The organism is Providencia sp. JUb39, assembly GCF_012272845.1.
Taxonomy (GTDB): domain Bacteria; phylum Pseudomonadota; class Gammaproteobacteria; order Enterobacterales; family Enterobacteriaceae; genus Providencia; species Providencia lanzhouensis.
The window spans coordinates 2909715-2934971 of the sequence record NZ_JAAWXD020000001.1 but is presented as its reverse complement, the minus strand read 5'-3'; the positions used below and the strand labels follow the sequence as shown (position 1 = coordinate 2934971).

Genomic DNA, 25257 nt, shown 5'->3' with positions numbered 1-25257 from the left:
TACCTTAATTAGCGCTGTTCAATGGGAACAAAGAGTTTATTTTCTGGGCCAGTGTAGTTTGCTGAAGGACGAATAATTTTATTATCTTGGCGTTGTTCAATCACATGAGCTGACCATCCCGCAATCCGTGCGATGGCAAACAATGGGGTGTACATCGCCGTAGGAACGCCCATTAAGTGATAAACCACCGCAGAGAACCAATCGAGATTAGGAAACATGTTTTTTTCACGTTTCATAACGGATTCAATATGATCTGCAATGGTATACAAATGCCGATTCATACTTTGTTCTGAAAGCTGCAAGGCGACGGATTTGATGATTGGATGGCGGGGATCCGCCAAGGTATAAACAGGGTGACCAAAGCCGATAATAACTTCTGAGTTTTTAACTCGAGCCACGATGTCTTGCTCAGCTTCTTCTATAGAGGCATAGCGTTGCTGAATTTCTAATGAAACTTCATTAGCGCCACCATGTTTCGGTCCCCTTAACGCCGCAATGGCACCTGTAATTGCTGAGTAAAAATCAGTACCCGTTCCAGCAATCACACGAGCTGCAAATGTTGAGGCGTTAAACTCATGTTCTGCATATAAAATAGAGGCAATATGCATGAATTTTTCCCACTGAGCAGACGGTTTTTTACCGTGTAACAGATGCAAAAAATGGGCGCCAATGGAGTCATCGTCAGTCATGGTTTCAATACGGCGACCATGGTGACTAAAATGGTACCAATACAGCAAAATGGAACCCAGAGATGCAAGTAATCGGTCGGCAATATCTTTAGCACCAGCGACTGTATGTACATCTTTTTCTGGTAATACACAGCCCATCATCGAAACGCCAGTGCGAATGACATCCATCGGATGCGTATTGGCAGGGATGGACTCTAATGTTTGCTTTACATTTGTCGGCAAACCCCTTAGAGGTTTAAGTTTTTCTTTGTACGCTGACAATTCAGTGCGGTTAGGGAGTTTATCGTGGATAAGTAAATAGGCGATTTCTTCATATTCACACTGAGTGGCTAAATCGTGGATATCATAGCCCCGATAGTGGAGGTCATTACCATTTCGGCCTACGGTACAAAGTGCCGTATTGCCAGCGGTTACGCCTGATAAGGCGACTGATTTTTTGGGTTTGAAACCAGTACTTTTAAGTTGCTCATTCATCATTGATTCCTTGTAGGGGGCAGAAGAGATTACAACTTGCTCGATTCACGGTTTATGTGCTGTAAGAAAAGAAATTAGCGTTTTTTATTTTGTGAAAATAACGCATCCAGTTTTTCTTCATACTGATAGTAATTAATGGATTTATAGAGCTCTTCACGAGTCTGCATAAGTGACACGACATTTTTCTGGGTGCCTTGCTGGCGTAAGGTGGTATATACCTGCTCAGCGGCTTTATTCATGGCGCGAAAAGCGGAAAGTGGATACAAGGCGATGGCAATGCCGACACTTCGTAACTCATCTAAAGTAAACAGCGGAGTTTGACCAAATTCAGTTAAGTTAGCTAATACAGGCACTTGCGTATGACGAGTAAACTGCTGATACATGCCTAACTCAGTAATCGCTTCGGGAAACAGCATATCTGCACCCGCCTCGATGTAAGCACTTGCTCGCTCTAAAGCTGCCTCAAGCCCTTCAACGGCCAGCGCATCAGTGCGTGCCATGATGACAAAATTTTCATCTGTTCTTGCATCGACAGCAGCTTTGATTCGGTCAACCATCTCTTGAGTGGACACAATTTCTTTATTAGGGCGATGACCACAACGTTTCGCGCCAACTTGGTCTTCCAAGTGCAGCCCAGCAGCACCTGCTTTCGCCATCGATTTGACGGTACGGGCTACGTTAAATGCGGAGGGACCAAAGCCAATATCCGCATCCACCATTAACGGCAAATCACAGACATCAGTAATGCGGCGAATATCAATCAGCACATCATCCAGTGTAGAAATACCTAAATCTGGGATCCCTAATGAACCAGCGGCAACGCCGCCACCAGACAAGTAAATGGCTTTATAGCCAGCTTGTTGAGCAAGGAGTGCATGGTTTGCATTGATAGTACCGACCAATTGCAGAGGGGATTCGCTGTTAACGGCATCTCGAAATTTTTGACCTGCGGAACGGCTAGACATAAACACCTCGGAGTTGGTTAATCATGTGTAAATGATTTTTACTAACGATATGGCTTTTACTAACTACATGACTTTTACTAAATATAGTTGATAGCAATTGACGTGCCAGTTCAGAAGGAAAGAGTGAAGTTATTATTAAGTTTTAAATATCAATAAGATAAAATCTTTTATTTTTATGTGACAAGAAAGCCATTTTTTAACCAATTGGTTAGCATGTTTCATTGAGTCGATATATTGTTTCATGAAACAAAAATGAAACATCACAGCGCGAAGCAAACCCAGCGTAGAGTAAACCCAGTGGAGGAGAACAATGGATAAGCCCATTATTTGGACGGTGTCAGTATCTCGTCTTTACACGTTGTTTCGTGATATTAGTCCTGAATTTAGTGCTCAAGCTGACATCACCCCACTGAATATTGGTTTCGAGCAAGCCGCAGAAGAAGTTCGGCGCCGTTTAAAAGAAGGACACTGTGACGCGATTATCAGCGCAGGCTCTAATGGGGCTTATTTAAAAAGTCATGTTTCGGTTCCCGTTATTATTGTAAATATTAACGGCTTTGATGTGATGCAAGCATTAGCGAAAGCGCGAGAAATTAGCGATAAAGTCGGCATTATTAGTTATCAAAAAATTATCCCTGCGTTAGAGCAGTTTCAACATAATTTTGGATTACAGATTGAACAGCGCAGTTATGTCACTGCCGAAGATGCTCGAGCCCAACTAAAAGCACTAAAAGCCATGGGGGTAAACGTCATTGTGGGAGCGGGATTAATTACAGATCTTGCTGAAGAAATGGGTATGACAGGGATTTTTATCTACTCGACACAGACCATTCGACAAGCCTTTTCTGATGCTATCGAACTTAGCAGAATGTCCCATCGCCATGTGACTGAGCAATCACGTTACCCTCAGCAGAATACAGCAAAAGTTAGACACACAATTAATGACCTGATTGGCTTGTCGCCCGCGATGGAGCGAGTTAGGCAAACCATTATGTTGTATGCCCGTTCAGATGCTACGGTGTTAATACAAGGTGAAAGTGGCACGGGGAAAGAGATGGTGGCCCAAGCTATTCATCACGAATACAGTTTGTTTAATCAGCAAAAACGCAGTAAACAGCAAATGCCATTTGTGGCCGTCAACTGTGGTGCCATTCCTGAAACATTACTGGAAGCGGAATTGTTTGGTTACGAAGAAGGCGCATTTACTGGCTCGCGCAGAGGCGGTCGAGCAGGGTTGTTTGAACTAGCGAATGGGGGAACCCTTTTTCTTGATGAAATCGGCGAGATGCCAATAGCGTTACAAACTCGGTTATTGCGTGTGTTAGAAGAGCGTTCTGTGGTACGAGTAGGAGGATATCGACCGCTACAGGTTAACGTTCGTGTTATCTGTGCGACCCACTGCGACCTTGATGAATGGGTAGCGCAAGGCAAATTCCGTGGCGATCTTTTTTATCGCCTAGGTGTTCTTCGCATGAAAGTTCCCGCACTATCAGAGCGTAATGAGGATATTTTCACGCTTGCAGAACGATTATTGAAACTTGCTTTTGCCGGATTACAACTGCCTCTTCCAGCCTTTAGAGTTAAGCAACTTCTCAGTTGTCGAGACTTTTTTCTCTCCTATTCATGGCCAGGCAATGTACGAGAATTACGTAACTTAATGGAGCGTGTCGCGCTCTATTGCAGTGCCTATGCGGATAAAAGCATCAATCCAGACATGCTCAAGATGCTATCGCCAGAAAGGCGAACAGAGGTAAATCCGGCAAAGACGCAGGAAGGAACCGAGACACTAGAGGAAGTGATGGCAAGGTTTAATGGGGATCGTAAGGCGGTGGCGGAGTTTCTCGGTATCAGTCGGACAACTTTATGGCGCCGCTTGTCTTCGTCCTAGTTCACGCTCTAGCTGCGTTGGCTTCACTCGCTAACCCTAGTCACATACTAGTGTATGCTCCTAGGGATTAGCTCATTTGCCGCCTTGCCACAGCGCGAACTAGTTAGAAGACTGTTGCTTCGTCCTAGTTTTCACTGTGGCTGTGTTGGTTTCGCATAAGTTACCTGAGTCACATACTAATGTATGCTCCCCAGGCTAACTGATGCTTACCGCCTTGCCACAGCAAAAACTAGTTAGAAGACAAATGGGAGTTAGAAGGCAATTATAAAGCAATCAAAAGACAATTATTAAAGTAAGATAATAATTTATGAATAATGAATACCACTAATTAAGTATATTGATAAGCTTGAGGCTAATTAATTAGCAAAATTAGTTTTGAATAAATTTCTTTTTAAGAAAAGTGATAAATATATTTTGGAAGAAGGAATAAAAGCAGAGAATTGTGTTTCAAAAAGTAACGATAGGGATTTTTCGGTTATTCATCTATCATATTGATAATAAATGAATTGTTTGTTTTTGTGGCGATTTTTCAGGGGGTTTTACTGCATAAAAAAACGTGATTTTTCTCACATAAATAAATTTACTAGTCATCATTAGTTTTTCTCATTGTCATTCCCGCCTTGAAAGATCTATATTGCGCTCAAATTAGCCTCATCTATTTAATTTCATCACTGCACTAGTCGCTAAAATATATTCATTTCTATGAATGATTTTGCCGTGATTATCGACGTCTGCAGCGCACAATATTTATCTTATTTTTTTGGAGAGTAGGACGTGAAAATGTCCACCATGTTAATGCGTAAAGGCGACAATACCTTTGTACCGGTTGCAGGCTTAACACTATTTGCTATTGCTTCAGGTTACCTGATGAGCTTGATCCCGCTATCAATGGGTAGCTTTGGCATTAATACACAATATGCAGGCTGGTTAGCGAGTGCCTACTATATTGGTTTATTAATTGGCTCAATGATGATTGAGCCCGTGATCGCAAAAATTGGTCACCGTCTCTCCTTTATTAGTTTCCTATTAATGTTGGCAGCAACGGTTGTTTTACTGCCATGGACACCGACGCTTGAAGCTTGGCTACCAAACCGTTTAATTGCGGGTATTGCGGTAGCAGGGATTTTCGTGGTGGTGGAATCTTGGTTACTGATTGGCGATAACCCAAAAGAGCGAGCAAAACGACTGAGTTTCTATATGACCTCATTATATGGGGGAACAACACTTGGGCAGCTTGCTATTGGTGTGATTGGTACTCAGGGAGTTGTTCCTTTTATTGTGGTACTCGGCTTACTGCTAGTGGCAATTTTACCGCCTTTATTGGTACGCCAAGGGCAACCAGCAAGTGGCTTGCATCAAAAATTATCATTTAAGCAGATCACTCGTTTAAGTAAGCCAGCCATTATGGGCTGTATGGTATCCGGTATCGTGATGGGAACCATTTATGGGTTAATGCCGCTATCCCTGAAAAAAGATAGTTTTACGACGGATCAAGTTGGTGTTTTGATGGCATCCATTATTTTGGGTGGCATGTTGATTCAGCCAGTGATCAGTAAATTGTCGGTAATGATGAGCAAAACCTTATTATTAGCCATGGTTTCATTATTAGGTGTTTTTGCGATGGGTATGATTTACATCTCATCAGATTATGTGGTGATGATTGTGGCGCTAGCCCTGCTAGGAATGTCATCATTTGCCTTGTATCCGATAGCGATCACTTTAGCGTGTGATAATTTGGACTCGTCATTTATTGTGGCAGCGACCCAAGTGATGTTATTTAGTTATAGTGTGGGCTCTGCGATGGGACCTATCGCAGCGGGAACAATGTTAGAACAACATAGCGGGTTAACGAATTTCTTCTTTATTGTGCTGTTAGTGACGGCAATTTATATGCTGATTGCCAGTTTACGTCGTAAGGCAAGTGTATTGGCAAACTGACCGTGCTTGATAAATTGCTCGCCACTAGTAATGAAAACAAAAAAACGCGCTATCTTGAATGAGTAGCGCGTTTTTTTATGGCTATTTTTTCTTATTGAGGTTGGCGAGTACGAGCTCAGGTTTGCGTGAATGAAGCATGTTTGGCGTTGTGATTTTCTGCTCCCATAACTCTCCAAGTTTAAAGTCCCAAGAGAGTGGGCAGATCACGGTACGTCCCGCATTGGGTGCGAAGGTAAGTTCACTAAAATAGAGTTTGTTTTCTGCCATTAAAAAGTCAGCTCGGCAATAATCGAATGGCGTCACTAAAATTTCAGCTAATCTTAGCATCTCTCTAAATTGTGTTGGTTCACTGACCGGTTCTAGCATTTGAGGATAACCAAAACTGACCGGCTGCAATTGCCATTCCGTATCATAAAGGTTGATAAACTCGGTGCCATCTTCGTCGGTATAATCGATTTCTGCGTAAACGGGTTTACCCGAGAAACAATGAATGCGGCAGGTTTCGGGTACTAGCTTTCTCTTTTTCTGCTCAAACAAATCGATATATTCCTCGCAAATAATCTGCGCAGGAATATTTTTATAATGGCGTTCACGAGTAATGTAATAGAGATTTTTGAGTAAATGGAATGACAGCTTGTCTTTGGCTTTTTGTAAATCAAACTGTGATTTATCGGTGCAAATAATACTGCTGCCGCTGTCGTGGGTGCATTTCAATACAAAGCGCTGGGGCAGTTTCGTAATATCAATTTCATCCACATGTTGATAAGTGGCGAGAATAGGAACGATATGTTCTTGCCCAATAGTCTGCGTGACATAGTCACGCACCGCGAGTTTATCGGCGAATTGACTATGCAGTGGATTTCGGTCATGGATCATACGGAAATTCACTTTTTCATTAAAGCTTTTCGGCGCATTAAAGTTAGGGTAATACCCTAATTTTTTAATAAATTTATTCGTGAGATAACTTTTGTCACTCATGATTAGCGCACGGAATTTTTTTAGAAAATATTCTGTTTTTTTCATAAACAAACAACCATTCTTAATAAATTAAAATTTTATTAATTTTTTTATAATTGGAATTATATTAATCATTTTTTAAATGATGATTAAATGATAACGGTAATATTGCCGCTAATATTAAGAGTTCCTTAAGGATTTAACTTAATACAATGCTAGCTAGTTGATATTTAATCAAAATATAACCAGAAATTAATCAATTGATTATATTTGCGTGCTGTATATAAATTGTTTAATTTACTTGGTTATTAATTTTAAATTAAATAAGTATTTCAAATGCCAGTATTGCCTAGGTTAAATTAATTATAAATTAATCTGAGTCAATACCTGAAATCTTAAAAAATGAAAAATAATAAATAGATGATAGAATAGATAAACAATTAAATAGTTTATTACTAAACTATTTAGCTTAAGATGAGTAAACTGATGAGATCATCAAAATATGGATTGCCAAAATAATTTATGTGATAATCATCACACATAGCTATCCTTTCAATTATTATTAATTTATGGTCATTCGCCCGCATCAACACTGGTTCTTTAGGTTGTTCGACTGGCACGGTTCCGTGTTGTCTAAAATTACCTTTAGATTATCGCTTAATATTATGATGTCCATTGTCGCTATTTTAATCTATCAATGGTACGAGCAATTAGGGATCCATCTGACAATAGCCCCATTTAGCTTATTAGGGATAGCAATAGCTATCTTTTTGGGGTTCCGTAATAACGCCTGCTACAGCCGCTTAGTTGAAGCAAGAACGCTTTGGGGCGCAATATTAACCAACCAACGTAATATTTTAAGAAACATAAAAGGATTATTGCCGAATGATCCTGAAGCGCATCGCACATTTGCTAATTTGTTGATTGCGTTTAGTTGGAGCTTAAATCACGAACTTAGACGTACTAACCCAAATATAGATTTGTATCGTTTATTGCCGCGAGATGTTTTTTTAGATGTTATTAGAAGCCCTTTTCCCACCAGCCGAATTCTTATGCATATTGGTTTGAGTGTCGGGGCATTGCGAGATAACAATCTGATCAGCGATGTGCTGTTTCAGTCTATCAATAAAGATGTGAACGGGTTATCTGAAGTTTTAGGTGGCTGTGAACGTATTTCGAATACGCCGATCCCATTCGCTTATACATTGATCCTGCAACGTACGGTCTATTTATTTTGTACATTATTGCCGTTTGCGTTGGTGGGGGATTTACACTACATGACGCCTTTGGTTTCCGTGTTTGTTTCCTATACGTTTTTAGCGTGGGATGCATTAGCGGAGCAATTGGAAGACCCATTCGATGTGCTGGACAACAGCTTGCCACTGAATGCTTTATGCACGGGGCTTGAACGCAATGCCCTAGACATGATTGACGCTAAGCAACTACCGATGCCCCCTAAGCCAAATAAATACTTCAATTTATTATGAAGTTAAGTCGCGGTCTTCATTATGTGATAGAGCATGATGAATGCCGCGACTGTTTATTAATGACGTAGATATACATGGGGGGTTGCCGTTTCTGGATGCGGCTGCACTCCTAAATCCGCTTGATACCACTGGGTTAAATTCTCGGTTGTTAACACTTCTTGCGGCGTTCCAGCCACAACTAATTTCCCTTGATGAATAAGATACACTTTATCGGCATAGAGCGCGGTAAGGTTCAAATCATGCAACACACAACAAACGCCTAGCGGCCTTTCACGGGTAAGCTGATGCAATAGCCGTAAACTGTGCTGTTGGTGGTATAAGTCAAGGGCAGAAGTGGGCTCGTCAAGGAATAAACAGGCTGGCGTTGGCTCTGGTTGCCATAACTGAGCTAACACGCGAGCAAGTTGAACACGCTGCTGTTCACCACCGGATAATTGGCGATAATCGTGATGGCGTAGCGGGGTGCAATGGGTTTGCTCCATCGCAATATCAATAGCGCGCTGCTTATGTTCAGAACCGTAAGGCGTTCTTCCCATCGCCACAACATCCTCAACACTGAACGCAAATTGTAAATGGCTATGCTGTTTCATCACGGCGCGTTTTTTAGCAAGGCTTTGCGGTTCCCATTCAGGTAATGGGCGACCTTCTAGCTGACACTCACCTTGAGAGGGAGATGTGTAGCCTGTAAGCAATTTCAATAAACTGGATTTGCCGGCACCATTAGGACCAATAATCACCACCATTTGATTTTGCTGTATAGACAAACTGATATCATCGATTAATGTTCGATTATTAATACGATAACTGAGGTTTTTAGCATCGAGTAAATTGGGCATCGGTTAGATCCTTCCTGCGGGTTGCCGCAGTATTAGCCATAAAAAGTAAGGTCCGCCAATCAAACCCGTTAATAAGCCCACGGGGATTTCTGCGGGAACGGCTAAAGTGCGAGCAAGGGTATCGGCAACTAAGAGTAAGCAAGCACCCACAATGGCAGAACCAGGAATAAGCCAACGATGATCGGGTCCCAATGTCATACGGATTAAGTGAGGAACAACGAGCCCGATAAAGCCAATCACACCACTCATAGCAACGGCGCAGCCAATTAATAGGGCGCTTAGGAATAATAAAACGAACTTACTGCGTTCAACATTTATCCCTAAATAGTGGGCATCTTCATCCCCTAGTTGCAGAATATTCAATGTATTGCCTTGCCAAAAGCAGAGTAAGCAAGTGGGGAGAATCACACTGGCGGCAATCGCTAGCGATGTCCAATTCACATTGCCTAATGACCCCATCATCCACAAGCTAAATGTGCGTAACTGTTGGTCATTACTCATATAGCTCAGTACCCCAATTAGCGACATACATAGGGCATTGATGGCAATTCCTGCTAATAGCAGCCGTGCCAAATTGCCATTAGACATACGATTGAGGCTAAAAATGATCAGTGAAACCGCTAAGCTGCCAACGAATGCTGCGCCAAGATGACCGTAATTGAGCATTAATGTGGGTAAGGAGAACGGTAAAATGATGAATGCTGCCACACACAATGCGGCACCACTGCTTATCCCTAATAAACTGGGGTCGGCGAGAGGATTGCGAAATAATCCTTGCATCATCCCACCGGAAACCGCTAAAGCTAACCCCACTAAAATGGCGAGTAACACTCTTGGTAGACGAATGGTGAGCCAAATTTGCCAGTCAGGATCGGTTGATGGTGCAAACCAAAGCGCTTTTAACGGTAAGTTAATTGCACCAGCGGTGGAGGCAGCCACAGTGACTGCCCCCAGTAGCACCAATAACATCAAAATTTTAAATAAAGGGTGCTTAAAACGGCTCATTCGCTTTTTTCTAACGCCTCTCTTAACTGCTGCATGACTTTGGGGGTGCTTAAGCTGAAGCTAAGCATGCCAGTATCATCCACGACTAAAAGAGCACGATTTTTTCCTGCAGGAGTGAGTGCTAACCCCGGTAATTCCCAAACTTTGTCAACGCCACCTATGGATTTCACACCTTGCTCAGAGATCACGACGAGGTCTGGCTGGCTGTAAATAAGACCTTCTTGAGATAGTGGTCGATAGCTAGAGAAGTTATGCATTGCATTTTGTGCACCAATGGCCTTGATCATGCTATCGGCTGCCGTTTTTTGCCCAGCTGCCATCGGTTGTATTCCACCATGGCTCATTAAGAAAACCACTTTTTTATTCAGAGGGCTGGTGGGGATGGCGAGTAGCTCGGCATTAAATTGTTCGACTAATATTTTCCCTTTTTCGGGTAATCCCACTGCCTGTGCGATAGTGGTGATTTTCTCAGGAATGGCTTCTAATTTCGGTTTTCCTGTCACTTTAATCACTTTAACGCCGCTTTTTTCAATTTGGGTTAATGAAATTGAAGGTTGGGAAAGCTCACTGGCGAGCACCAACGTTGGACGCAAAGAGAGCACGCCTTCTGGGTTCAGTGTTCGCATATAGCCGACATCGGGCAACTTAGTTGCTTGCTCGGGATGTAAACTGCTACTGTCGCGCCCAACCAGACTATCTTGTGCGCCGAGCGCATAGACAATTTCAGTTACATCGCCACCGAGTGTCACTAAACGGTCAGCGCCATGGGCAACCAATGAGGTTGCCAGTGTGATTACCATTAGAAGCCATTGTTTCATCGTCAAATACCTGTGTTAGATTCTTGGCAGGGACATGACTTGCTGGCGCCAGTGTTCTTGCTCTGGCGTCCCTTCAGTGCGTTGTCCGTACATTTGTGCGATTTGATTGCCTTGGTCATCAAACACTTCCAGGCTTGTCACAAAACCATCTTCTGTTGGTTTACGAGTGACCCAACACTCTGCAACACCATTTTCAATCATATGCAGCGTGAAATCAGGGTTGAAAATATTCAGCCACTTGGTGTCAGAACCTTCTGCTTGGTGTGGCATCAAGCGTTTGATTTTGCCTGTGAAAATCTGTACACATCCACGGTTACCCACGAAAATCATAATTTCGTTTTGATCAGCGAAAGCAGTGTTAACCAGCTGACTGAATGAATCATTTGGCACCTGCCAAGCTAAATCATCACTGACCGCGCGGAACACTTGTTGACGGCTTAAGTTATTTTTCTTCAATAAGATGAAAAATTGGTGAACATCCGTCATATTGCGCCACTCTTGGTCAAGCTGTTGTTTTAGCTCATCGCTGATTGGCTGTGCGTGGTGCGGTTGTACTTTTTCAACGGTTAATAGTGGGTTTTCGGTGGCCATGTATTTTTCGATAAGCGCATTCCATGCATCCATATCGGTTTCATCAGTGGTATACACTTTGTGCAGTGCATCGCCATGTTTATCAAAGAATTGGATACTATGACGTTCACCTCGTTTAGCCTCTTCAGAGAGCGTAAAAATGCTGTCCCAATGAGAGAAAAACATACGCAAATCCAGTGCGCGTGGATTGAGAATTAAACCGCCATGAGGGCTAAATTTAGCATTCTCATAGCGACCGACTTGCTCATGGACCACATACTCATTACGGGTAATAGCCTTGACTGGACCGACAGCTTCCAAAGCAGTTAATAACGTTGGCGCATCAATGTTCAGGCGTTTAGCCTTATCGCGCCCAACGCGGCTATGCAGTAATTCCCCTTCAGAAACATTCAGATAAGCAGCGAGGTCTCTCGCATACCTAGCTTTATTATCTGCTTTGGCTTGTTGATAACGTTCGAAAAGTGCTGAATTCACAGGTTTCTCCTTTATGTAGTGTGAATTACCATTGGAAGCTGACGAGCAGCTTAGCATTACGGCCATCTTGGGGAATCCCCTGAGAGGAGTAATACTCTTTGTCAAAAGCATTTCCTAAAACAACACTGGTATCTAACCCTTTAAGACTTCCATCTCCTTGATAATTTAGATAGAAATCATGAACGGCGTAGCCCGGTTGTTGCTTCAATTTGGATGTTTTATCGAAATCGGTATGAGTAGTGAACTCACCTAACCAGCCCACAGAGAAACCGCTGTCTGCAACTGGAATGGAGAGGTTACTGGTGAGTGAATCCGGTTTAATGGATTCAATGGCTTTGCCTGTATATTCATTGACCCCGACAGTGTGGTTATAGGCGAGACCCCACGCAAAGTAGTCGGTGGTGTAATCCAATGACACATCCGTTCCCCAAATTTTAGCGCGCTTGGTATTAATGGATGTGGTGTAGTTGTTATTCCAGTTAACACGGTCTGTATTGACGTAAGTGTTAATGTAATCTTTAGCTTTTGTATCGAAATAGCTGGCTTTGAAGCGCAGGTTATCGCGAGCCATGAGTAAGTCATCAAAGCGTAAACCAAAACCATATTCCGCAGTCCGTGTGGACTCAGGCTTTAAGTCTGGGTTAGGGCGCCAATAGTTGGAAATAGGACCACCTTTGAAGTGAAGGGAATCGTTGTACATTTCCATCATTGTTGGAGCACGGAAAGCTTCAGAGTATGACGCAAACAGCATTGACCACTCGGTTGGCGTGATGCTTACTGCCGCTTTTGATGACCATTGATCTTCTTTGACATCTTTATTGCCCTTGGAGGTGGACTTGTAGTTGTCATAGCGAGTTCCCAAAATGAAGGAAACAGGCAAATCTTTTAAGGTAATCTCATCCTGAATAAAGCCAGCCGCAAAGGTGATTTCTGCATCAGGGAACTGAGTGGTTCCAGCGTAAGGAGTCTGTTTTTGACGATACGCTTCAGTACCGTAGGTAAAGTTATGTGCAGCGAGTGGTAACTCATAGATATCGGAGCGGTTATCCAGTTTGATACCATACGTTTTTTGGCTGCGTCCTTCGTAGTTAGACTCTTTCCCTTTGGAGGTGATATTCACATCAGAGTAATACGGAGTCGCTTTTAAATTGAGCCATGAATTATCGTCTGGATTTAATTGATAGGTTGCTTGCAAATCACGCTGACGCGTTGTGCGGTTAACCTTTTTATTATCGTTGCTGGTGGCGAGCTGTTGCGGGTCTTTTGGCTCATAAGCATCATTATTGTAATAACGAACTTGTCCAGACAGGGTTTGCGCATCATCCAGTTGCCATGTGCCTTTACCAAGCATATTGGCAATGGTTTCTTTGTTATCCATTTTCTCGCCGCCACCAAGGCGAACATCACCGCTTTCTTTCGTCACAAAGCTGAATAGACCATCAAAATCATCGGTTTTACCAAAAGCGGAGCCGCCAAAGCCAAAACTGTGATCCCCGGTAGCGCCTTGAGTGAAAACGCGGAAACCTTGGTTTTGACCTTCACGCAGTAAATCTTTCGCATTCACGGTTTCCCAAGCAATCACGCCGCCCATAGCACCGCTGCCGTATAAAAGTGCTGACGGACCGCGAATGATTTCCACTTGTTTGATAAGCGCAGGGTCAAGAAATGTTCCGTTAATATGCCCGGTATCCGTACCTTGGCGAACGCCATCGACTAGCGTCAAAATTCCACGACGGTCAAACCCGCGCATGCTGATATCTTGACCGTTAGTACGGCTAGTTCCTGTCAGTGCAATGCCCGGTACTTTTCGCAAAATATCGTTAGCATTATTGGCTGTTTTGGTTTCTGGTGAATCATTTTTAATGACGGTAACCATCATCGGTGTATTAAAGCTATCTCGCTCATTACCCGTGGCATAAACCGTCATCACATCGTGGTGACTGTTAGCTAAATGGTTATTATTAGTTGGAGATTTTTCAGTCTGTGCGGTTGCCATTAGAGGCAGCAAGGCACTCGCCAGCACAGATAAGCGTAATACTTGAGACATACAGGTGATACTCCCTAAAAATTGTTAACTCTTTGATGAGTGCGATGCACCGTTAAAAACTGATTTATCATCAGAGCGTTATGGCGTGTTTATAGGGTGTTGAGACAAAGACGCTTTCAACGGAATAGGGGAAAAGGGGTATTTGAACCCAACAAGCGATGATAGGGTTCGAAAGTTCGCCTTGAGGTTATCCAGATTTACAGCAGCAAAGCCCGTAATAAACACCATAAGAAACTGTGTCCTGATGTATAGAGTTAAGCTGGCTGCCTAGCATGACGACTTAGGTGGCTTGCGAGATATATTGTGTTTTTAAAGCTAATTGTGTTTTTAAAACTAACTGTATTTTTAAAACAAACTACGTTGTGAAGACTAAAAACTATTTGGTTAGAATTAATTTACCTGTGCGAGTTTGACGCAATTGATAAATTTCACCTCGGTGCTCAATGGCGATTTTTCCTGATGTACCTAATAATTTTTGGCTTTCAATAAGCCCATTTTTAGCAGCAAAATCAGTCAATGAGGTTGATTTTGTGGTTTCTTCAATAATGTCAGAAAGTGGCTTGGTCATGTTTTTCACCACAGAAATTTTGTTGTCAATAAGAATGATATTGATAATTATTATCTTTAAAAGCATTGGCAATATCAAGCGATTTTCACAATTGATCAACAAACACTGTTTACCAACAAAAGAGCCGTATCGCGGATACGGGCTACCTTTATGATGTAAATGGGGATTTACCTAACTTTTGGAGGAGGGATTGAGCCGATCCTGAAATTACTGAAATTTGTTAGTACATATTTGTTTTTAAAAGCTCGATACACTCTTGGGCGCCGCGTTTGAGTACTTGACCTTTTAAACAGACGACATGGATAGGAAGCACTAAGCCATTCGGGGTGTTTTTAAATTCTAAACGCTTGAGTAAACCCGCCTCTAAATCAGTTTTGATTAATGAAGCCGGTAAATTTCCCCAACCCATCCCTTTTTTAACTAATTCTAACGCCATCGTGAAGCTATCCGTACGCCAATAATGGCTAGAAACAATAGAGCGGAAATCACTGATAGGGTGGTGAGGGCTCGCGACAATAATCTGGCGTGTTTGAACAAGATCTTCGATATACAATGCATTATTCGGTTTATTAGAGGGGTAATCGGCGCTGATGGTCGCTGTTAATGATTCATAACCAATACATTCGAATTGTTCCTGAGCATTGACATATAACCCACCAAAAGCGATAGCCAATTGAACGCGCTCACTGTGCAATAGTGGCAAAATATCATCTTGAGGAGCGGTGATCAGCTCCACATGCATCAACGGATAACGTTGACTCAGCGTGTACAATGCATCAACTAACACATTGGGATTAACCCCTTCAGCAACTCCGATCGTGAGTGTACTTTCCACACCTTGAGTGAGTTCTCGTGAGAAAACATTCAATTGGCGCAAATTATCCACAATATTTCGTGCATAAGGGGCGAGGGAAAGCGCTTGTTCTGTGGGTTTGGGTTCTCGCGTATGGCGTTCAAACAGTGAAAAACCAAGCTCTGCTTCAAGGTTGGCAATCGCCATGCTAACCGCGGAAGGGACTCGATGAAGCGCTCTTGCCGCTGCGGAAAAAGAGCCTTTATCGAGCACAGTTAAGAAAATCATCAGGTTTTCGCTATTAAATGGCATCTTAGACCTTTCAGTTTTGTTGATAGTAGCTGACTTTTATTATCATTAATGTTGATTTAATTTACCAGCCTTCGGCAAACAGAATATGAGATAAAATATGCAAGGTATTAAACGCAAAGTGGTTTTTATTACGAGCTACGAAGTCATTGGCTGGATGATTTCATCGTTGGCACTGGCTTTTCTTTCGGGGAATTCTGCGGGAACCACCGGACCTTTAGCACTGGTGATCACCACGATTGCGGTGACATGGAATTTTATTTTCAATGTGGTATTTGAATATTGGGAATCAAAGCAGAAATCAAGAATTAGAACGTTTAGACGTCGTTTTGCTCATGCGGTGTTATTCCAGCTAACGTTGGTGGTATTTTTGATTCCACTGATTGCATGGTGGTTATCAATATCGCTCTGGCAGGCACTTATTTTAGATTTTGCCCTGATTATCTTTATCCCGATTTATACTTTTTTCTTTAACTGGGCATTTGACAAAATTTTTGGGTTACCAAAATCTGCATTGGCGCAAGAAAAAACCACTGCGTAGCGTGAAAGAGATGGCAATGAGGCCATCTCCTTGGTAACTAAGCTTATTTCACGCTAAAAATCTGGTGATATCTTTTAGGATTTAAACGCAAAAATAGCAGTAATGTCATCATAACCAGGACACAATGCAGCAACCAAACAGGGGTAAAACTGTGACTAAATTGCTGTAATGCTGCCGCAACCAAAGGTCCAAAAGCGGCGATGATAAAACCGCCTGCTTGCATTAAGGCAGTCAGGATCCCCGCGCTAGCAGGATGAGGGATATGATCTAAAGAGGTAATAATGGTTAAGGCGAAGCAGCCACCCAGTCCACAGCCCAGCAGACCTACCCACAGCAACGGTAGCGTATTAGGAAACAGGATTAACCCGGCAAATCCCAATGCTTGGCTCACCAGCGTGACAGTGAGCCAAAAGCGACGGTCAACATTATGGGATGCTAATACCGGGATCATCAGTGCCGCAGCTGCTTGAAAAATAGTTAAAATCGCCACCAAAGAACCGCTTTCTGTGGCGCTAAATCCTTGTTGTTGAAAGAAAGGCGCCAGCCATGTCACGGCAGTTGCATAGCCCGCATTCACCAAACCAAATCCCGCCATTAATAGCCACGCTCTGGGCTGCTTAAGGTAGGTCAATACACTCAGCTGAGCTGGCGTATTTTTCGTGTCCGAAGAGCGAATATTCATGATGACGGCAATCAGGGCGATCAGCGCTGGTAATGCCAGCCATGCAAGCCCACTTTGCCAATTCCCTGAACGGTGGGTAATTAGCGGTGTTAATTGTGCTCCCAGCGCGCCACCGATCATCAAGGTAGCTGAATATAATCCCGTCATGGCGGCCATTTTTTGTGGAAACGAAAATTTTATCAAGCCGGGGAAAACCGCTTGAATATAAGCCGCTCCCATTCCACACAAAAATGCGGTCATTAACAGTGCGTTCGCATCAGAAACAAATAATCGGCAGAAAGAGCCTATCAGCAGCAGTAGCATCGCGAGGCTGATACCCCACTTATCACCTAATTTTTGATTTAATGCGGGGACGACCAAAGCTCCAAAACCCATGAGTAACATGGGGATTAGCGTTAACAGCGAAACGCTCTGGTAGCTCATTCCGGTGGTTTGAATGATATTTTCGATGACTGGCCCAGGCCCTGTCATAAAGGGGCGTAAATTGATGCCGACAAGGGCAATCGTCAGAATCAAGCCGAAAGAGGCTGAAAGTGGTTTTTTCATATTTACGCGTGATGCCGTTGCCACCAAGTTTGATACAGCATGGATTGCGTCTCATCTTTCGGTTTTAATTGGATAAATTGCAAACCACTTTGTTGGTCAGGAGAGACTCTTAATGCCTCAGCTATCGCCTCTGTTGATAATCCAAAAGGTTCAGCATCTTGGTTCGAATAGGCATAAACAACACGTTTAATGCCAGACATGCGGATCGCAGCAAGGCACATAGGGCAAGGCTGACCGCTAGCATAAACGGTGCAATCATCGAGTCTGACGCTATTTAGCACCTCTCCTGCTTGGCGTAATGCGAGTAATTCAGCGTGGGCGGTAGGGTCGTGTCGCTCCAACATTTGATTCACGCCAGTGGCAATAATTTGCTCATTTTTGACGACCACTGCACCAAATGGACGCCCACCTGCGGCAACATTGTCAGCGGCGAGGGTGATTGCATGTTGTAAAAATTGTTTATCGAGCATGGTTTGTGCTCCTGATTTATCGAGTATTCTAATAAGATTACTGATGAGCTGACATGGTGTCATTTCAGTAATGTCCATCAAATGCGTTGTTCCCTTCAATCTAATCAAAAACTGTGATATTTAAAAATTAAATAATTAAATCTCAGGTATTAAAAAAATGAATTCGTTGCTTAATTTTGTATTATTGAAAACATTCGTTACCGTCGCAGAAACGGGAAATTTTACGGTGGCTTCACAACAATTAAATTCAACGCAATCGACGTTGAGCCAGCAAGTTCAGCGATTAGAAAGTCTTGTTGGGCAATCGTTGTTTGTAAGAGGGCACCGGATGTTAACCCTGACAGAAACAGGGGAAATGTTGCTTGGATATGCGAAAAATATTCTGGCACTTAACGATACGTTTTTTATGAAAATAACAGGAAATGCGATTATTCAAACTCTGCGATTAGGGTTTCCTGAAGATTTGACATCGGGATTGGTGACACCGACGTTGGCGGCATTTATGCAAGCGCATCCGAATGTCCGATTAGAGGTGACTAGCGGGTTGAGTCGCCAACTACAGCAACGCTATCAACATGGTGAGTTGGATTTGATCATTGTGAAACAACGAAAAGGGGAGTTTCATAGTGATTATCATTGGTCAGAGCCTCTTTGCTGGCTAGCGAGTCGCCAGCAACATGTTCTTCCCACAGATTCTGTTCCTCTGATTGTTTTTCCAGAGAATGGGCTGTATCGGAATGATATGTTTAGGTTGCTAGATAATGAACAACGCCCTTGGCACATTACATACACTTGCACTAGCCTAGCGGGTATCCAAAGTGCGATTACCGACGGATTAGGCGTTAGCCTGTTACCTGTACGTGCGAAATTACCCCAGCATCGAATCTTGACAGCAGAAGAGGGGTTTCCTCCTGCCCAAGAGATGGAACTGGCGATGCATTTTCACAAAGAATCATCGGAGATGGTTTCAGTATTGGCGGAGCAGTTAGCTCATCAATTAGAACCGCGTTAATTGGCGATGGGCTTGAGCAAATCACTGTAAAGTTCCGTTAAGATCCCATTTGCCATAAACTCTTTTCTGATCCATTGGGTGACTAGCCCTGTCGCAGAGTGTTGAGTGGCTAATAGCATGTGAGAATCCTGCCTTGGGTTTTGTATTTGCTTAGTGACTAGGACTCCGGTTTTTACATGTTCTTTGACCATATAGTCGGGTAGGAATCCGATCCCTTCACCCAAGATTTGGCACTGGCATTTTGTGTTGAAATCAGGCACTTGAATCGCCTCTTGCCCGTGCAGTAGCCACCCAACGCGTTTATTGATGGTATGCGCCGTATCTTCCACCATAATATTTGGGTAGAGGCGAAGCTGGCTTTCGGCAATTGGCTCAGGCATTAAGGCTAAAGGGTGGCTAGACGCTATGGCAAACTGCCAGTGTATGGCACCAATTTCTGTGTAATCAATCCCGCCGCCATCCATGAGTGTACCCGGCGCCCCAATCGCAATATCCGCATGGTTATTAATAATGGCATCCCAAACACCGTTATACACTTCCGTGGTCACAGTGATCTGGCAAGTACCAAATTGCTTTTTCAAGATTTGTAGCAACTTCGCTGTATGGTAAGGGGTGTAGATCAACTGATTGATACAGATGCGAACACGGGCTTCAATCCCTTGTTCAATGGAGTCGATACTTTTTTTGATGAGATGAAAATTATTCAGAAGGTCGGTGGCTTTGCGATAAAAATAGTATCCCGCTTCGGTCAGTTCAATATTACGGGTATCGCGGATAAACAGTGCGACATCTAAATAAGTTTCGATACGTTTTATAGTGTAGCTCACCGCGGAGGTGGTAATCCCAAGTTCTTCGGCCGCTTTACTGAAACTGGCAAATTTAGCCGCGGTGGTATAGGTCAATAAATTTTCTTCAGTAAAAATAGAGTTCATGTGTCGTGTCCCAAAGTGCGTGAAAATTAGCCGAAATAACGTTTTCTGTGAATACAATTCAATAGCTTAAAAAACAGGCTTTTTATCGATTGTTTTTAATAGCCCTCTGCGGGGATATTTATCTATTCTGTACAATAAATAGTATTTAATTTATGTCACTCAAAAAAGCAACTAATGAAACGCATGTTTACATTCAAACTAATTAATATTATTGAATTTAATAAAAAATTAGTCATTAGGGAATATCGGATTAATAAACAAAAAAATCACAATATTAACAATTTGAAAACCTTTGATTTGATGGCTGTCACAAAATTGAAGAAAGAAAAAATGGGCAAACAGATTAACAAAATTATTTGGTCAAATCGCATAGAAAATAGACAAAAAAACATCAGAAAAGGTCAGTGAAGGATGCTTTCACGCACAAAAATGCTCGATTGTTGAATTTAAATCAATAATAAGGTGGCAGATTGATGAATTAAATTTAAATGGATTCTATTTATTAATGGCAATTGTTATGCTCTAACCATGCTAAATAATCTTTAATTCATATTTAATTTGGCTATCAGAAAATTGAAATAGCTAAATGTGGAGAGCGTTATGACAGAAAACACACTCGTTCAAGATTTTCTTAAAGCAGCAGAACAAGGTCAATTAGCTATTTTAAAAAATTGCCTTGAAAAAGGTGTTGATATTAATAGTACCAATCGACAAGGTCGCACTGCTATTGTGAATGCCAGTTTAAATCAGCACTATGAGTGCGTTGATTTTCTTATTCATGCGGGTGCTGATATTAATAAACAAGACCAAACGTGTTTTAACCCATTTTTATTAAGTTGCCTAAATAATGATTTAACATTATTACGTTTAGTATTACCTGCTAATCCCAATTTAGATTTACTAACCCGTTTTGGTGGTGTTGGGATCACGCCAGCGAGTGAAAAAGGGCATGTGGAAATTGTACGTGAATTACTGGAAAACACGGACATTAACGTTAATCACACCAACTTTGTCGGCTGGACTCCATTACTAGAAGCAATTGTGCTGAATGATGGTGGCGTAAAACAGCAGCAAATCGTAAAAATGCTGTTAGATCATGGTGCCAACCCTCATATGACAGATAAATACGGTAAAAAGCCGTTAGAGCTGGCACAGGAAAAAGGCTATCACGAAATTGCTGAATTACTGATTGCAGCGGGTGCGTAACCACCCATAAGGGGGATTGTGAACAGACACCAATCTCAGCGGCAAAGCATTTATGGGTTAACGGCTGATGTACATTTCTTGCATCTTTTGCATCAGCCATCATTAACAGGGAATATAGAGCAAGTTTTTAATAAAGCCATTAATTTTTCAATTGATAACCAACTTTATACCTTGCTTGGCTCGCAAACGGATAATGCTCCTAATAGCTGCCGAATTATTAATAAGGATTTTTCACCGTTAAATATTACTGCGGGGGATTCTGTTTATATTTTAAATAATGAAATCCATATTGGTGAGAAATATACTGTTTCATTTTTATTATGTAAGAAATGGAATCCACCAACGGTTTATTTTATTAATGAAAAATTAACCGAAGAAAAATACCGTTATTTTCTTCAGTCTAAAATTAACGAAATTGATTCTATTTTAAATGATAAAACACACTCTCTGTTTAACTACCAAGGGGATAATTGTTTTTATCTTGAATCATCAAAAAAATTAAATGAATTACGCTCTAGCTTAATTAATTTATTAATCAATAAACGGTACCAAGCATTGACGAATATTGTGAGCCAGTTTGTTGGATTAGGAATTGGATTAACACCTTCGGGAGATGATTATTTAGTGGGACTAATGGCTTTTTTGTTGTTGAAACACCACCCTGCGAATTCCTGCTATCCGAGTTTTTATCAAGGGATTTCGCAAAGCAAGGCGAATACAACACCCATCAGTGCCATCACGTTAGAAAAAGCATTAAACCAAGAGTATCGCGAGAATATACATCAACTAATTCAATGTTTAGTTGATGGGCGAGAAACAAATATTTATCCACAAATTTTAGAGATTTTAAATATCGGGTCTAGTTCAGGTTGCGACATGCTATTTGGCATTCGCGATGCGCTGTTTCTGACTCATTATTTCGGAGAAACACATGTCGACTAAAGTGGTCATAAAAAAGAATACCTATTTTGATTCAGTGTCATTGATGTCTATTTCCACCAAAGCCAACCAACTTGAAAATGTTGAGCAAGCCTTTGTGGCAATGGCAACAGAAATGAATAAAGGCGTATTAAGAAACTTAGGTTTATTAACACCAGAATTAGAAGAAGCCAAAAACGGCGATTTAATGATAGTAATTAAAGGACCTAGCGATGAAGCCAATGATGCGACATTGATTGCTATCGAAGATCTGTTTAATAAGAAAAATCAAGGCGGCGGGCAGCATGAAGCCAAATACGCCACAATCAACTCTGCAAAAACGCACATTCCTGATGCCAACTTAGCGGTTATTTCGGTTAATGGGCAATTTGCGGCTCGTGAAGCGCGTATTGCACTGGAAAATGATCTCAACGTGATGCTGTTCTCCGATAACGTCTCGATTGACGATGAGCTGGCGCTGAAACAGTTGGCGAGTCAAAAAGGGCTGTTGATGATGGGACCAGACTGCGGAACAGCGATCATCAATGGGACAGCCTTGTGTTTTGGTAACAATGTTCGTCGCGGTAGCATCGGAATTATTGGGGCATCCGGTACGGGGAGCCAAGAACTTAGTGTGCGTATCCATGAATTTGGCGCCGGAGTTTCTCAGCTAATCGGTACAGGGGGGCGTGACCTAAGTGAAAAAATTGGCGGCATCATGATGATTGATGCACTCAAAATGCTGGATGCGGATGATGAAACCCAAGTCATTGCACTCATTTCTAAGCCACCAGCACCTATGGTTGCCAAAAAAGTGTTAGAACAAGCTGAAAAATGCCATAAGCCAGTGGTGGTTTGTTTCTTAGGTAGTCAACCGTTGCCGGATGATAAACCAGGCTTAACTTTTGCCCAAGGTACCAAAGAAGCTGCTTTGAAAGCGGTTTTACTGACTGGCATTCGTAAAGAAGATTTAGACCTTCACCCTCTCAACTTACCTTTAATTGATGAAGTTAGAGCGTTACTCAAACCGGAACAAAAATACATTCGTGGTCTTTTCTGTGGCGGCACATTGTGTGATGAAGCCATGTTTGCAGCGCTGGAAAAATACGATGACGTCTACAGCAATATTCAACCTAACCCTGACTACCGTCTGAAAGATATCAATAAAAGTGTTGCCCATACCTTCCTCGACTTTGGCGATGATGATTTTACCAACGGTAAGCCACACCCAATGATCGATCCAACAAACCGCATCGAGCGTTTACTGCAAGAAGCTCGTGACCCAGAAGTTGGTGTGATCATGATGGATTTCGTGCTTGGCTTTGGCTCTCATGAGGATCCGGTCGGTGTGATGATTGACGCTATCAAAACAGCAAAAGAGATAGCGAAACAAGAAGGGCGTGAACTGGTGATCCTTGGCTATGTGCTGGGTACTGACCAAGATACGCCATCGATGGATGCACAGGTCAAGATGCTCACCGACGCAGGTGTGATTTGGGCGAGTAGCAGTACCAATACAGGTTTATTAGGACGTGAGTTTGTCTGGAAAGGGGAGAAAGCGTAATGACTTCATTATTTAAACAACCATTGAACGTTATCAATATTGGCATTGAGATGTTCAGTGATGATCTGAAAAAACAGCACGTTCCGGTGACTCAGCTAAATTGGACGCCGCCGGGGCAAGGTAACGTTGCTGTGATCCGCGCGCTTGACCAAATTGAAGGCAACGCGGCGTTACAAGAAAAAATTGCAGTGGCGAACGCACAAGCGCTTGAGCGTATTATTCAGTCCCAGCCTGTGCTCGTGGGTTATGACCAAGCCATTAATGTGGTACCGGGCATGACGAAAAACACCATTCTACATGCTGGTCCACCAGTGGCATGGAAAGATATGTGTGGCGCAATGAAAGGCGCGGTGACAGGTGCTTTAGTTTTTGAAGGATTGGCGAAAGACTTAGCGGATGCGGAACGTGTTGCAGCTTCGGGTGAAATTATCTTTTCCCCATGCCATGAACATGATTGCGTAGGGTCAATGGCGGGCGTGACATCTGCATCGATGTTTATGCATATTGTCGAAAACAAAACTTACGGTAACCGCGCATTCACTAACTTGAGTGAGCAGATGGCAAAAATCTTACGCATGGGGGCCAATGACCAAAGCGTTATTGACCGCTTGAATTGGATGCGTGATGTACTGGGTCCAATGCTGCGTGACGCCATGAAAATCGTCGGTGAAATCGACCTGCGCTTAATGTTGGCACAAGCGTTACATATGGGTGATGAATGCCATAACCGTAACAATGCGGGAACAACATTGCTGATCCAAGCGCTGACCACGGGAATTATTCAAACCAATTTTACGGTTGCACAGCAAAAAGAAGTGTTTGATTTCGTGGCAAGTAGTGACTATTTCTCGGGTCCTACATGGATGGCAATGTGTAAAGCCTCAATGGATGCGGCGCACGGCATTGAATACAGTACTGTCGTGACTACCATGGCACGTAATGGTTATGAGTTTGGTTTACGCATTAGCGGGTTACCGGGGCAGTGGTTTACAGGTCCTTCTCAGCAAGTGATTGGTCCAATGTTCGCGGGTTATAAACCGGAAGATTCAGGTTTAGATATTGGTGACTCGGCTATCACAGAAACTTACGGAATTGGTGGATTTGCGATGGCAACAGCACCGGCTATCGTGGCACTTGTTGGGGGAACTGTTGAAGAAGCAGTGGATTTCTCTCGCCAAATGCGTGAAATCACCCTTGGTGAGAACCCGAACGTCACCATTCCATTGCTAGGTTTTATGGGAATTCCGACAGCGATTGATATCACGAAAGTTGCCGCTAGTGGCATTCTTCCGGTGATTAACACGGCGATTGCGCATAAAGATGCAGGTATTGGAATGATTGGGGCAGGGATTGTACATCCTCCGTTTGATTGCTTCGAAAAAGCGATGCTTTCTTACGCGAAACACTATGCATAGTGGTATTGAGCCCAAAACTCACTAAGCAAAAAATAATGCCCGGCTTCGGCCGGGCGATAAAAATAAAGCAACGCATTCCCTGAATTGTTCAGTGGCATAAGAGATAGACCGTCAACAACGTGCTGCTAGGTG

Annotated in this window: 23 protein-coding genes; 10 read left to right on the top strand and 13 right to left on the bottom strand. The window is 42.6% G+C overall.

The annotated features are described in order from the left end of the window. Positions 1–8 precede the first annotated feature (8 nt). Both prpC and prpB read right to left on the bottom strand, forming a co-directional pair. Positions 9–1163, bottom strand: a complete 1155-nt coding sequence (gene prpC / locus HFU86_RS13765) for a bifunctional 2-methylcitrate synthase/citrate synthase (protein WP_187129486.1) — start codon at positions 1161–1163, stop codon at positions 9–11. A gap of 74 nt (positions 1164–1237) precedes the next feature. Then, positions 1238–2128: a methylisocitrate lyase gene (gene prpB / locus HFU86_RS13760; protein ID WP_187129485.1), complete on the bottom strand. Its 891-nt coding sequence runs from the start codon at positions 2126–2128 to the stop codon at positions 1238–1240. 310 nt (positions 2129–2438) lie between these two features. Here prpB and prpR point away from each other — a divergent pair, with 310 nt between their 5' ends. Further along, positions 2439–4016, top strand: a complete 1578-nt coding sequence (gene prpR, locus HFU86_RS13755) for a propionate catabolism operon regulatory protein PrpR (RefSeq protein ID WP_187129484.1) — start codon at positions 2439–2441, stop codon at positions 4014–4016. Positions 4017–4811: 795 nt separating this feature from the next. Continuing rightward, on the top strand, positions 4812–5954 hold the full coding sequence (locus HFU86_RS13750; protein WP_187129859.1) for an MFS transporter: 1143 nt from the start codon (positions 4812–4814) through the stop codon (positions 5952–5954). Between the two features lie 81 nt (positions 5955–6035). Here HFU86_RS13750 and HFU86_RS13745 read toward each other — a convergent pair whose 3' ends face one another. Then, on the bottom strand, positions 6036–6977 hold the full coding sequence (locus tag HFU86_RS13745; RefSeq protein WP_187129483.1) for an ATP-grasp fold amidoligase family protein: 942 nt from the start codon (positions 6975–6977) through the stop codon (positions 6036–6038). A 503-nt stretch (positions 6978–7480) separates the two neighbouring features. On the opposite strand from HFU86_RS13745, the gene HFU86_RS13740 reads away from it, so the two are divergent. Continuing rightward, entirely contained in the window at positions 7481–8398 is a 918-nt protein-coding gene (locus HFU86_RS13740) for a bestrophin family protein (protein WP_132495738.1), read from the top strand. Between the two features lie 56 nt (positions 8399–8454). Here the strand turns inward: HFU86_RS13740 and HFU86_RS13735 are convergent, their stop codons facing one another. The 7 genes from HFU86_RS13735 to HFU86_RS13705 all read right to left on the bottom strand — a co-directional run bounded on the left by HFU86_RS13735 (position 8455) and on the right by HFU86_RS13705 (position 15842). Further along, complete coding sequence (locus tag HFU86_RS13735) at positions 8455–9234, bottom strand: heme ABC transporter ATP-binding protein (RefSeq protein ID WP_036951109.1); 780 nt, start codon at positions 9232–9234, stop codon at positions 8455–8457. Between the two features lie 3 nt (positions 9235–9237). Further along, on the bottom strand, positions 9238–10239 hold the full coding sequence (locus tag HFU86_RS13730) for a FecCD family ABC transporter permease (protein ID WP_132495736.1): 1002 nt from the start codon (positions 10237–10239) through the stop codon (positions 9238–9240). Then, entirely contained in the window at positions 10236–11057 is an 822-nt protein-coding gene (locus HFU86_RS13725) for a heme/hemin ABC transporter substrate-binding protein (RefSeq protein WP_187129482.1), read from the bottom strand. The genes HFU86_RS13730 and HFU86_RS13725 overlap by 4 nt, the downstream gene beginning before the upstream one ends. A gap of 15 nt (positions 11058–11072) precedes the next feature. Further along, the gene (locus HFU86_RS13720; protein WP_132495732.1) at positions 11073–12122 is read right to left on the bottom strand and encodes a hemin-degrading factor; all 1050 of its coding nucleotides are present in this window, start codon (positions 12120–12122) and stop codon (positions 11073–11075) included. Between the two features lie 25 nt (positions 12123–12147). Continuing rightward, the gene (locus HFU86_RS13715; protein ID WP_187129481.1) at positions 12148–14169 is read right to left on the bottom strand and encodes a TonB-dependent hemoglobin/transferrin/lactoferrin family receptor; all 2022 of its coding nucleotides are present in this window, start codon (positions 14167–14169) and stop codon (positions 12148–12150) included. Between the two features lie 376 nt (positions 14170–14545). Beyond that, entirely contained in the window at positions 14546–14737 is a 192-nt protein-coding gene (gene hemP, locus HFU86_RS13710; protein WP_132495728.1) for a hemin uptake protein HemP, read from the bottom strand. Between the two features lie 220 nt (positions 14738–14957). Continuing rightward, on the bottom strand, positions 14958–15842 hold the full coding sequence (locus HFU86_RS13705) for a LysR family transcriptional regulator (protein ID WP_187129479.1): 885 nt from the start codon (positions 15840–15842) through the stop codon (positions 14958–14960). 97 nt (positions 15843–15939) lie between these two features. Here HFU86_RS13705 and HFU86_RS13700 point away from each other — a divergent pair, with 97 nt between their 5' ends. Beyond that, positions 15940–16380 carry a PACE efflux transporter gene (locus HFU86_RS13700; RefSeq protein WP_036951098.1) on the top strand — a complete coding sequence of 147 codons (441 nt, stop codon included), beginning with the start codon at positions 15940–15942 and terminating at the stop codon, positions 16378–16380. Between the two features lie 43 nt (positions 16381–16423). On the opposite strand, the gene HFU86_RS13695 is transcribed toward HFU86_RS13700, so the two are convergent. Together HFU86_RS13695 and HFU86_RS13690 are read right to left on the bottom strand one after the other, a co-directional pair. Continuing rightward, the gene (locus tag HFU86_RS13695) at positions 16424–17608 is read right to left on the bottom strand and encodes a cyanate transporter (protein WP_187129478.1); all 1185 of its coding nucleotides are present in this window, start codon (positions 17606–17608) and stop codon (positions 16424–16426) included. A 2-nt stretch (positions 17609–17610) separates the two neighbouring features. Next, complete coding sequence (locus HFU86_RS13690) at positions 17611–18078, bottom strand: nucleoside deaminase (protein ID WP_132495722.1); 468 nt, start codon at positions 18076–18078, stop codon at positions 17611–17613. A 157-nt stretch (positions 18079–18235) separates the two neighbouring features. On the opposite strand from HFU86_RS13690, the gene HFU86_RS13685 reads away from it, so the two are divergent. Then, entirely contained in the window at positions 18236–19090 is an 855-nt protein-coding gene (locus tag HFU86_RS13685; protein ID WP_132495720.1) for a LysR substrate-binding domain-containing protein, read from the top strand. On the opposite strand, the gene HFU86_RS13680 is transcribed toward HFU86_RS13685, so the two are convergent. Beyond that, complete coding sequence (locus HFU86_RS13680; protein ID WP_036951088.1) at positions 19087–20022, bottom strand: LysR substrate-binding domain-containing protein; 936 nt, start codon at positions 20020–20022, stop codon at positions 19087–19089. The genes HFU86_RS13685 and HFU86_RS13680 overlap by 4 nt on opposite strands. Before the next feature lie 174 nt (positions 20023–20196). Between HFU86_RS13680 and HFU86_RS20205 the strand changes: the two genes are divergently transcribed. From HFU86_RS20205 to HFU86_RS13655, 5 genes are all read left to right on the top strand, one after another. Beyond that, a complete protein-coding gene (locus tag HFU86_RS20205; RefSeq protein ID WP_187129477.1) occupies positions 20197–20430 on the top strand; it encodes a hypothetical protein in 234 nt (77 codons plus the stop codon). Positions 20431–20622: 192 nt separating this feature from the next. Beyond that, a complete protein-coding gene (locus HFU86_RS13670) occupies positions 20623–21228 on the top strand; it encodes an ankyrin repeat domain-containing protein (RefSeq protein WP_132495718.1) in 606 nt (201 codons plus the stop codon). 18 nt (positions 21229–21246) lie between these two features. Beyond that, positions 21247–22170 carry an oxamate carbamoyltransferase subunit AllH family protein gene (locus HFU86_RS13665; RefSeq protein ID WP_187129476.1) on the top strand — a complete coding sequence of 308 codons (924 nt, stop codon included), beginning with the start codon at positions 21247–21249 and terminating at the stop codon, positions 22168–22170. Next, entirely contained in the window at positions 22160–23710 is a 1551-nt protein-coding gene (gene fdrA, locus HFU86_RS13660; RefSeq protein WP_187129475.1) for an acyl-CoA synthetase FdrA, read from the top strand. Before HFU86_RS13665 ends, fdrA begins: the two co-directional genes overlap by 11 nt. Beyond that, positions 23710–25125 (top strand): DUF1116 domain-containing protein, encoded by a 1416-nt coding sequence (locus HFU86_RS13655; protein WP_036951080.1) that lies wholly within the window; start codon positions 23710–23712, stop codon positions 25123–25125. Before fdrA ends, HFU86_RS13655 begins: the two co-directional genes overlap by 1 nt. Positions 25126–25257: the final 132 nt, after the last annotated feature.

What these genes read in the sequence shown, in the direction of transcription:
- HFU86_RS13705 (WP_187129479.1), bottom strand. Translation starts at nt 15,842, where the DNA reads ATGCCATTTAATAGCGAAAACCTGATGATTTTCTTAACTGTGCTCGAT.
- HFU86_RS13695 (WP_187129478.1), bottom strand. Translation starts at nt 17,608, where the DNA reads ATGAAAAAACCACTTTCAGCCTCTTTCGGCTTGATTCTGACGATTGCC.
- HFU86_RS13715 (WP_187129481.1), bottom strand. Translation starts at nt 14,169, where the DNA reads ATGTCTCAAGTATTACGCTTATCTGTGCTGGCGAGTGCCTTGCTGCCT.
- prpB (WP_187129485.1), bottom strand. Translation starts at nt 2,128, where the DNA reads ATGTCTAGCCGTTCCGCAGGTCAAAAATTTCGAGATGCCGTTAACAGC.
- HFU86_RS13670 (WP_132495718.1), top strand. Translation starts at nt 20,623, where the DNA reads ATGACAGAAAACACACTCGTTCAAGATTTTCTTAAAGCAGCAGAACAA.
- HFU86_RS13750 (WP_187129859.1), top strand. Translation starts at nt 4,812, where the DNA reads ATGCGTAAAGGCGACAATACCTTTGTACCGGTTGCAGGCTTAACACTA.
- HFU86_RS13680 (WP_036951088.1), bottom strand. Translation starts at nt 20,022, where the DNA reads ATGAACTCTATTTTTACTGAAGAAAATTTATTGACCTATACCACCGCG.
- hemP (WP_132495728.1), bottom strand. Translation starts at nt 14,737, where the DNA reads ATGACCAAGCCACTTTCTGACATTATTGAAGAAACCACAAAATCAACC.
- HFU86_RS13740 (WP_132495738.1), top strand. Translation starts at nt 7,481, where the DNA reads ATGGTCATTCGCCCGCATCAACACTGGTTCTTTAGGTTGTTCGACTGG.
- fdrA (WP_187129475.1), top strand. Translation starts at nt 22,160, where the DNA reads ATGTCGACTAAAGTGGTCATAAAAAAGAATACCTATTTTGATTCAGTG.
- HFU86_RS13685 (WP_132495720.1), top strand. Translation starts at nt 18,236, where the DNA reads ATGAATTCGTTGCTTAATTTTGTATTATTGAAAACATTCGTTACCGTC.
- HFU86_RS20205 (WP_187129477.1), top strand. Translation starts at nt 20,197, where the DNA reads ATGAAACGCATGTTTACATTCAAACTAATTAATATTATTGAATTTAAT.
- prpC (WP_187129486.1), bottom strand. Translation starts at nt 1,163, where the DNA reads ATGAATGAGCAACTTAAAAGTACTGGTTTCAAACCCAAAAAATCAGTC.
- HFU86_RS13730 (WP_132495736.1), bottom strand. Translation starts at nt 10,239, where the DNA reads ATGAGCCGTTTTAAGCACCCTTTATTTAAAATTTTGATGTTATTGGTG.
- HFU86_RS13655 (WP_036951080.1), top strand. Translation starts at nt 23,710, where the DNA reads ATGACTTCATTATTTAAACAACCATTGAACGTTATCAATATTGGCATT.
- HFU86_RS13725 (WP_187129482.1), bottom strand. Translation starts at nt 11,057, where the DNA reads ATGAAACAATGGCTTCTAATGGTAATCACACTGGCAACCTCATTGGTT.
- HFU86_RS13690 (WP_132495722.1), bottom strand. Translation starts at nt 18,078, where the DNA reads ATGCTCGATAAACAATTTTTACAACATGCAATCACCCTCGCCGCTGAC.
- HFU86_RS13735 (WP_036951109.1), bottom strand. Translation starts at nt 9,234, where the DNA reads ATGCCCAATTTACTCGATGCTAAAAACCTCAGTTATCGTATTAATAAT.
- prpR (WP_187129484.1), top strand. Translation starts at nt 2,439, where the DNA reads ATGGATAAGCCCATTATTTGGACGGTGTCAGTATCTCGTCTTTACACG.
- HFU86_RS13745 (WP_187129483.1), bottom strand. Translation starts at nt 6,977, where the DNA reads ATGAAAAAAACAGAATATTTTCTAAAAAAATTCCGTGCGCTAATCATG.
- HFU86_RS13700 (WP_036951098.1), top strand. Translation starts at nt 15,940, where the DNA reads ATGCAAGGTATTAAACGCAAAGTGGTTTTTATTACGAGCTACGAAGTC.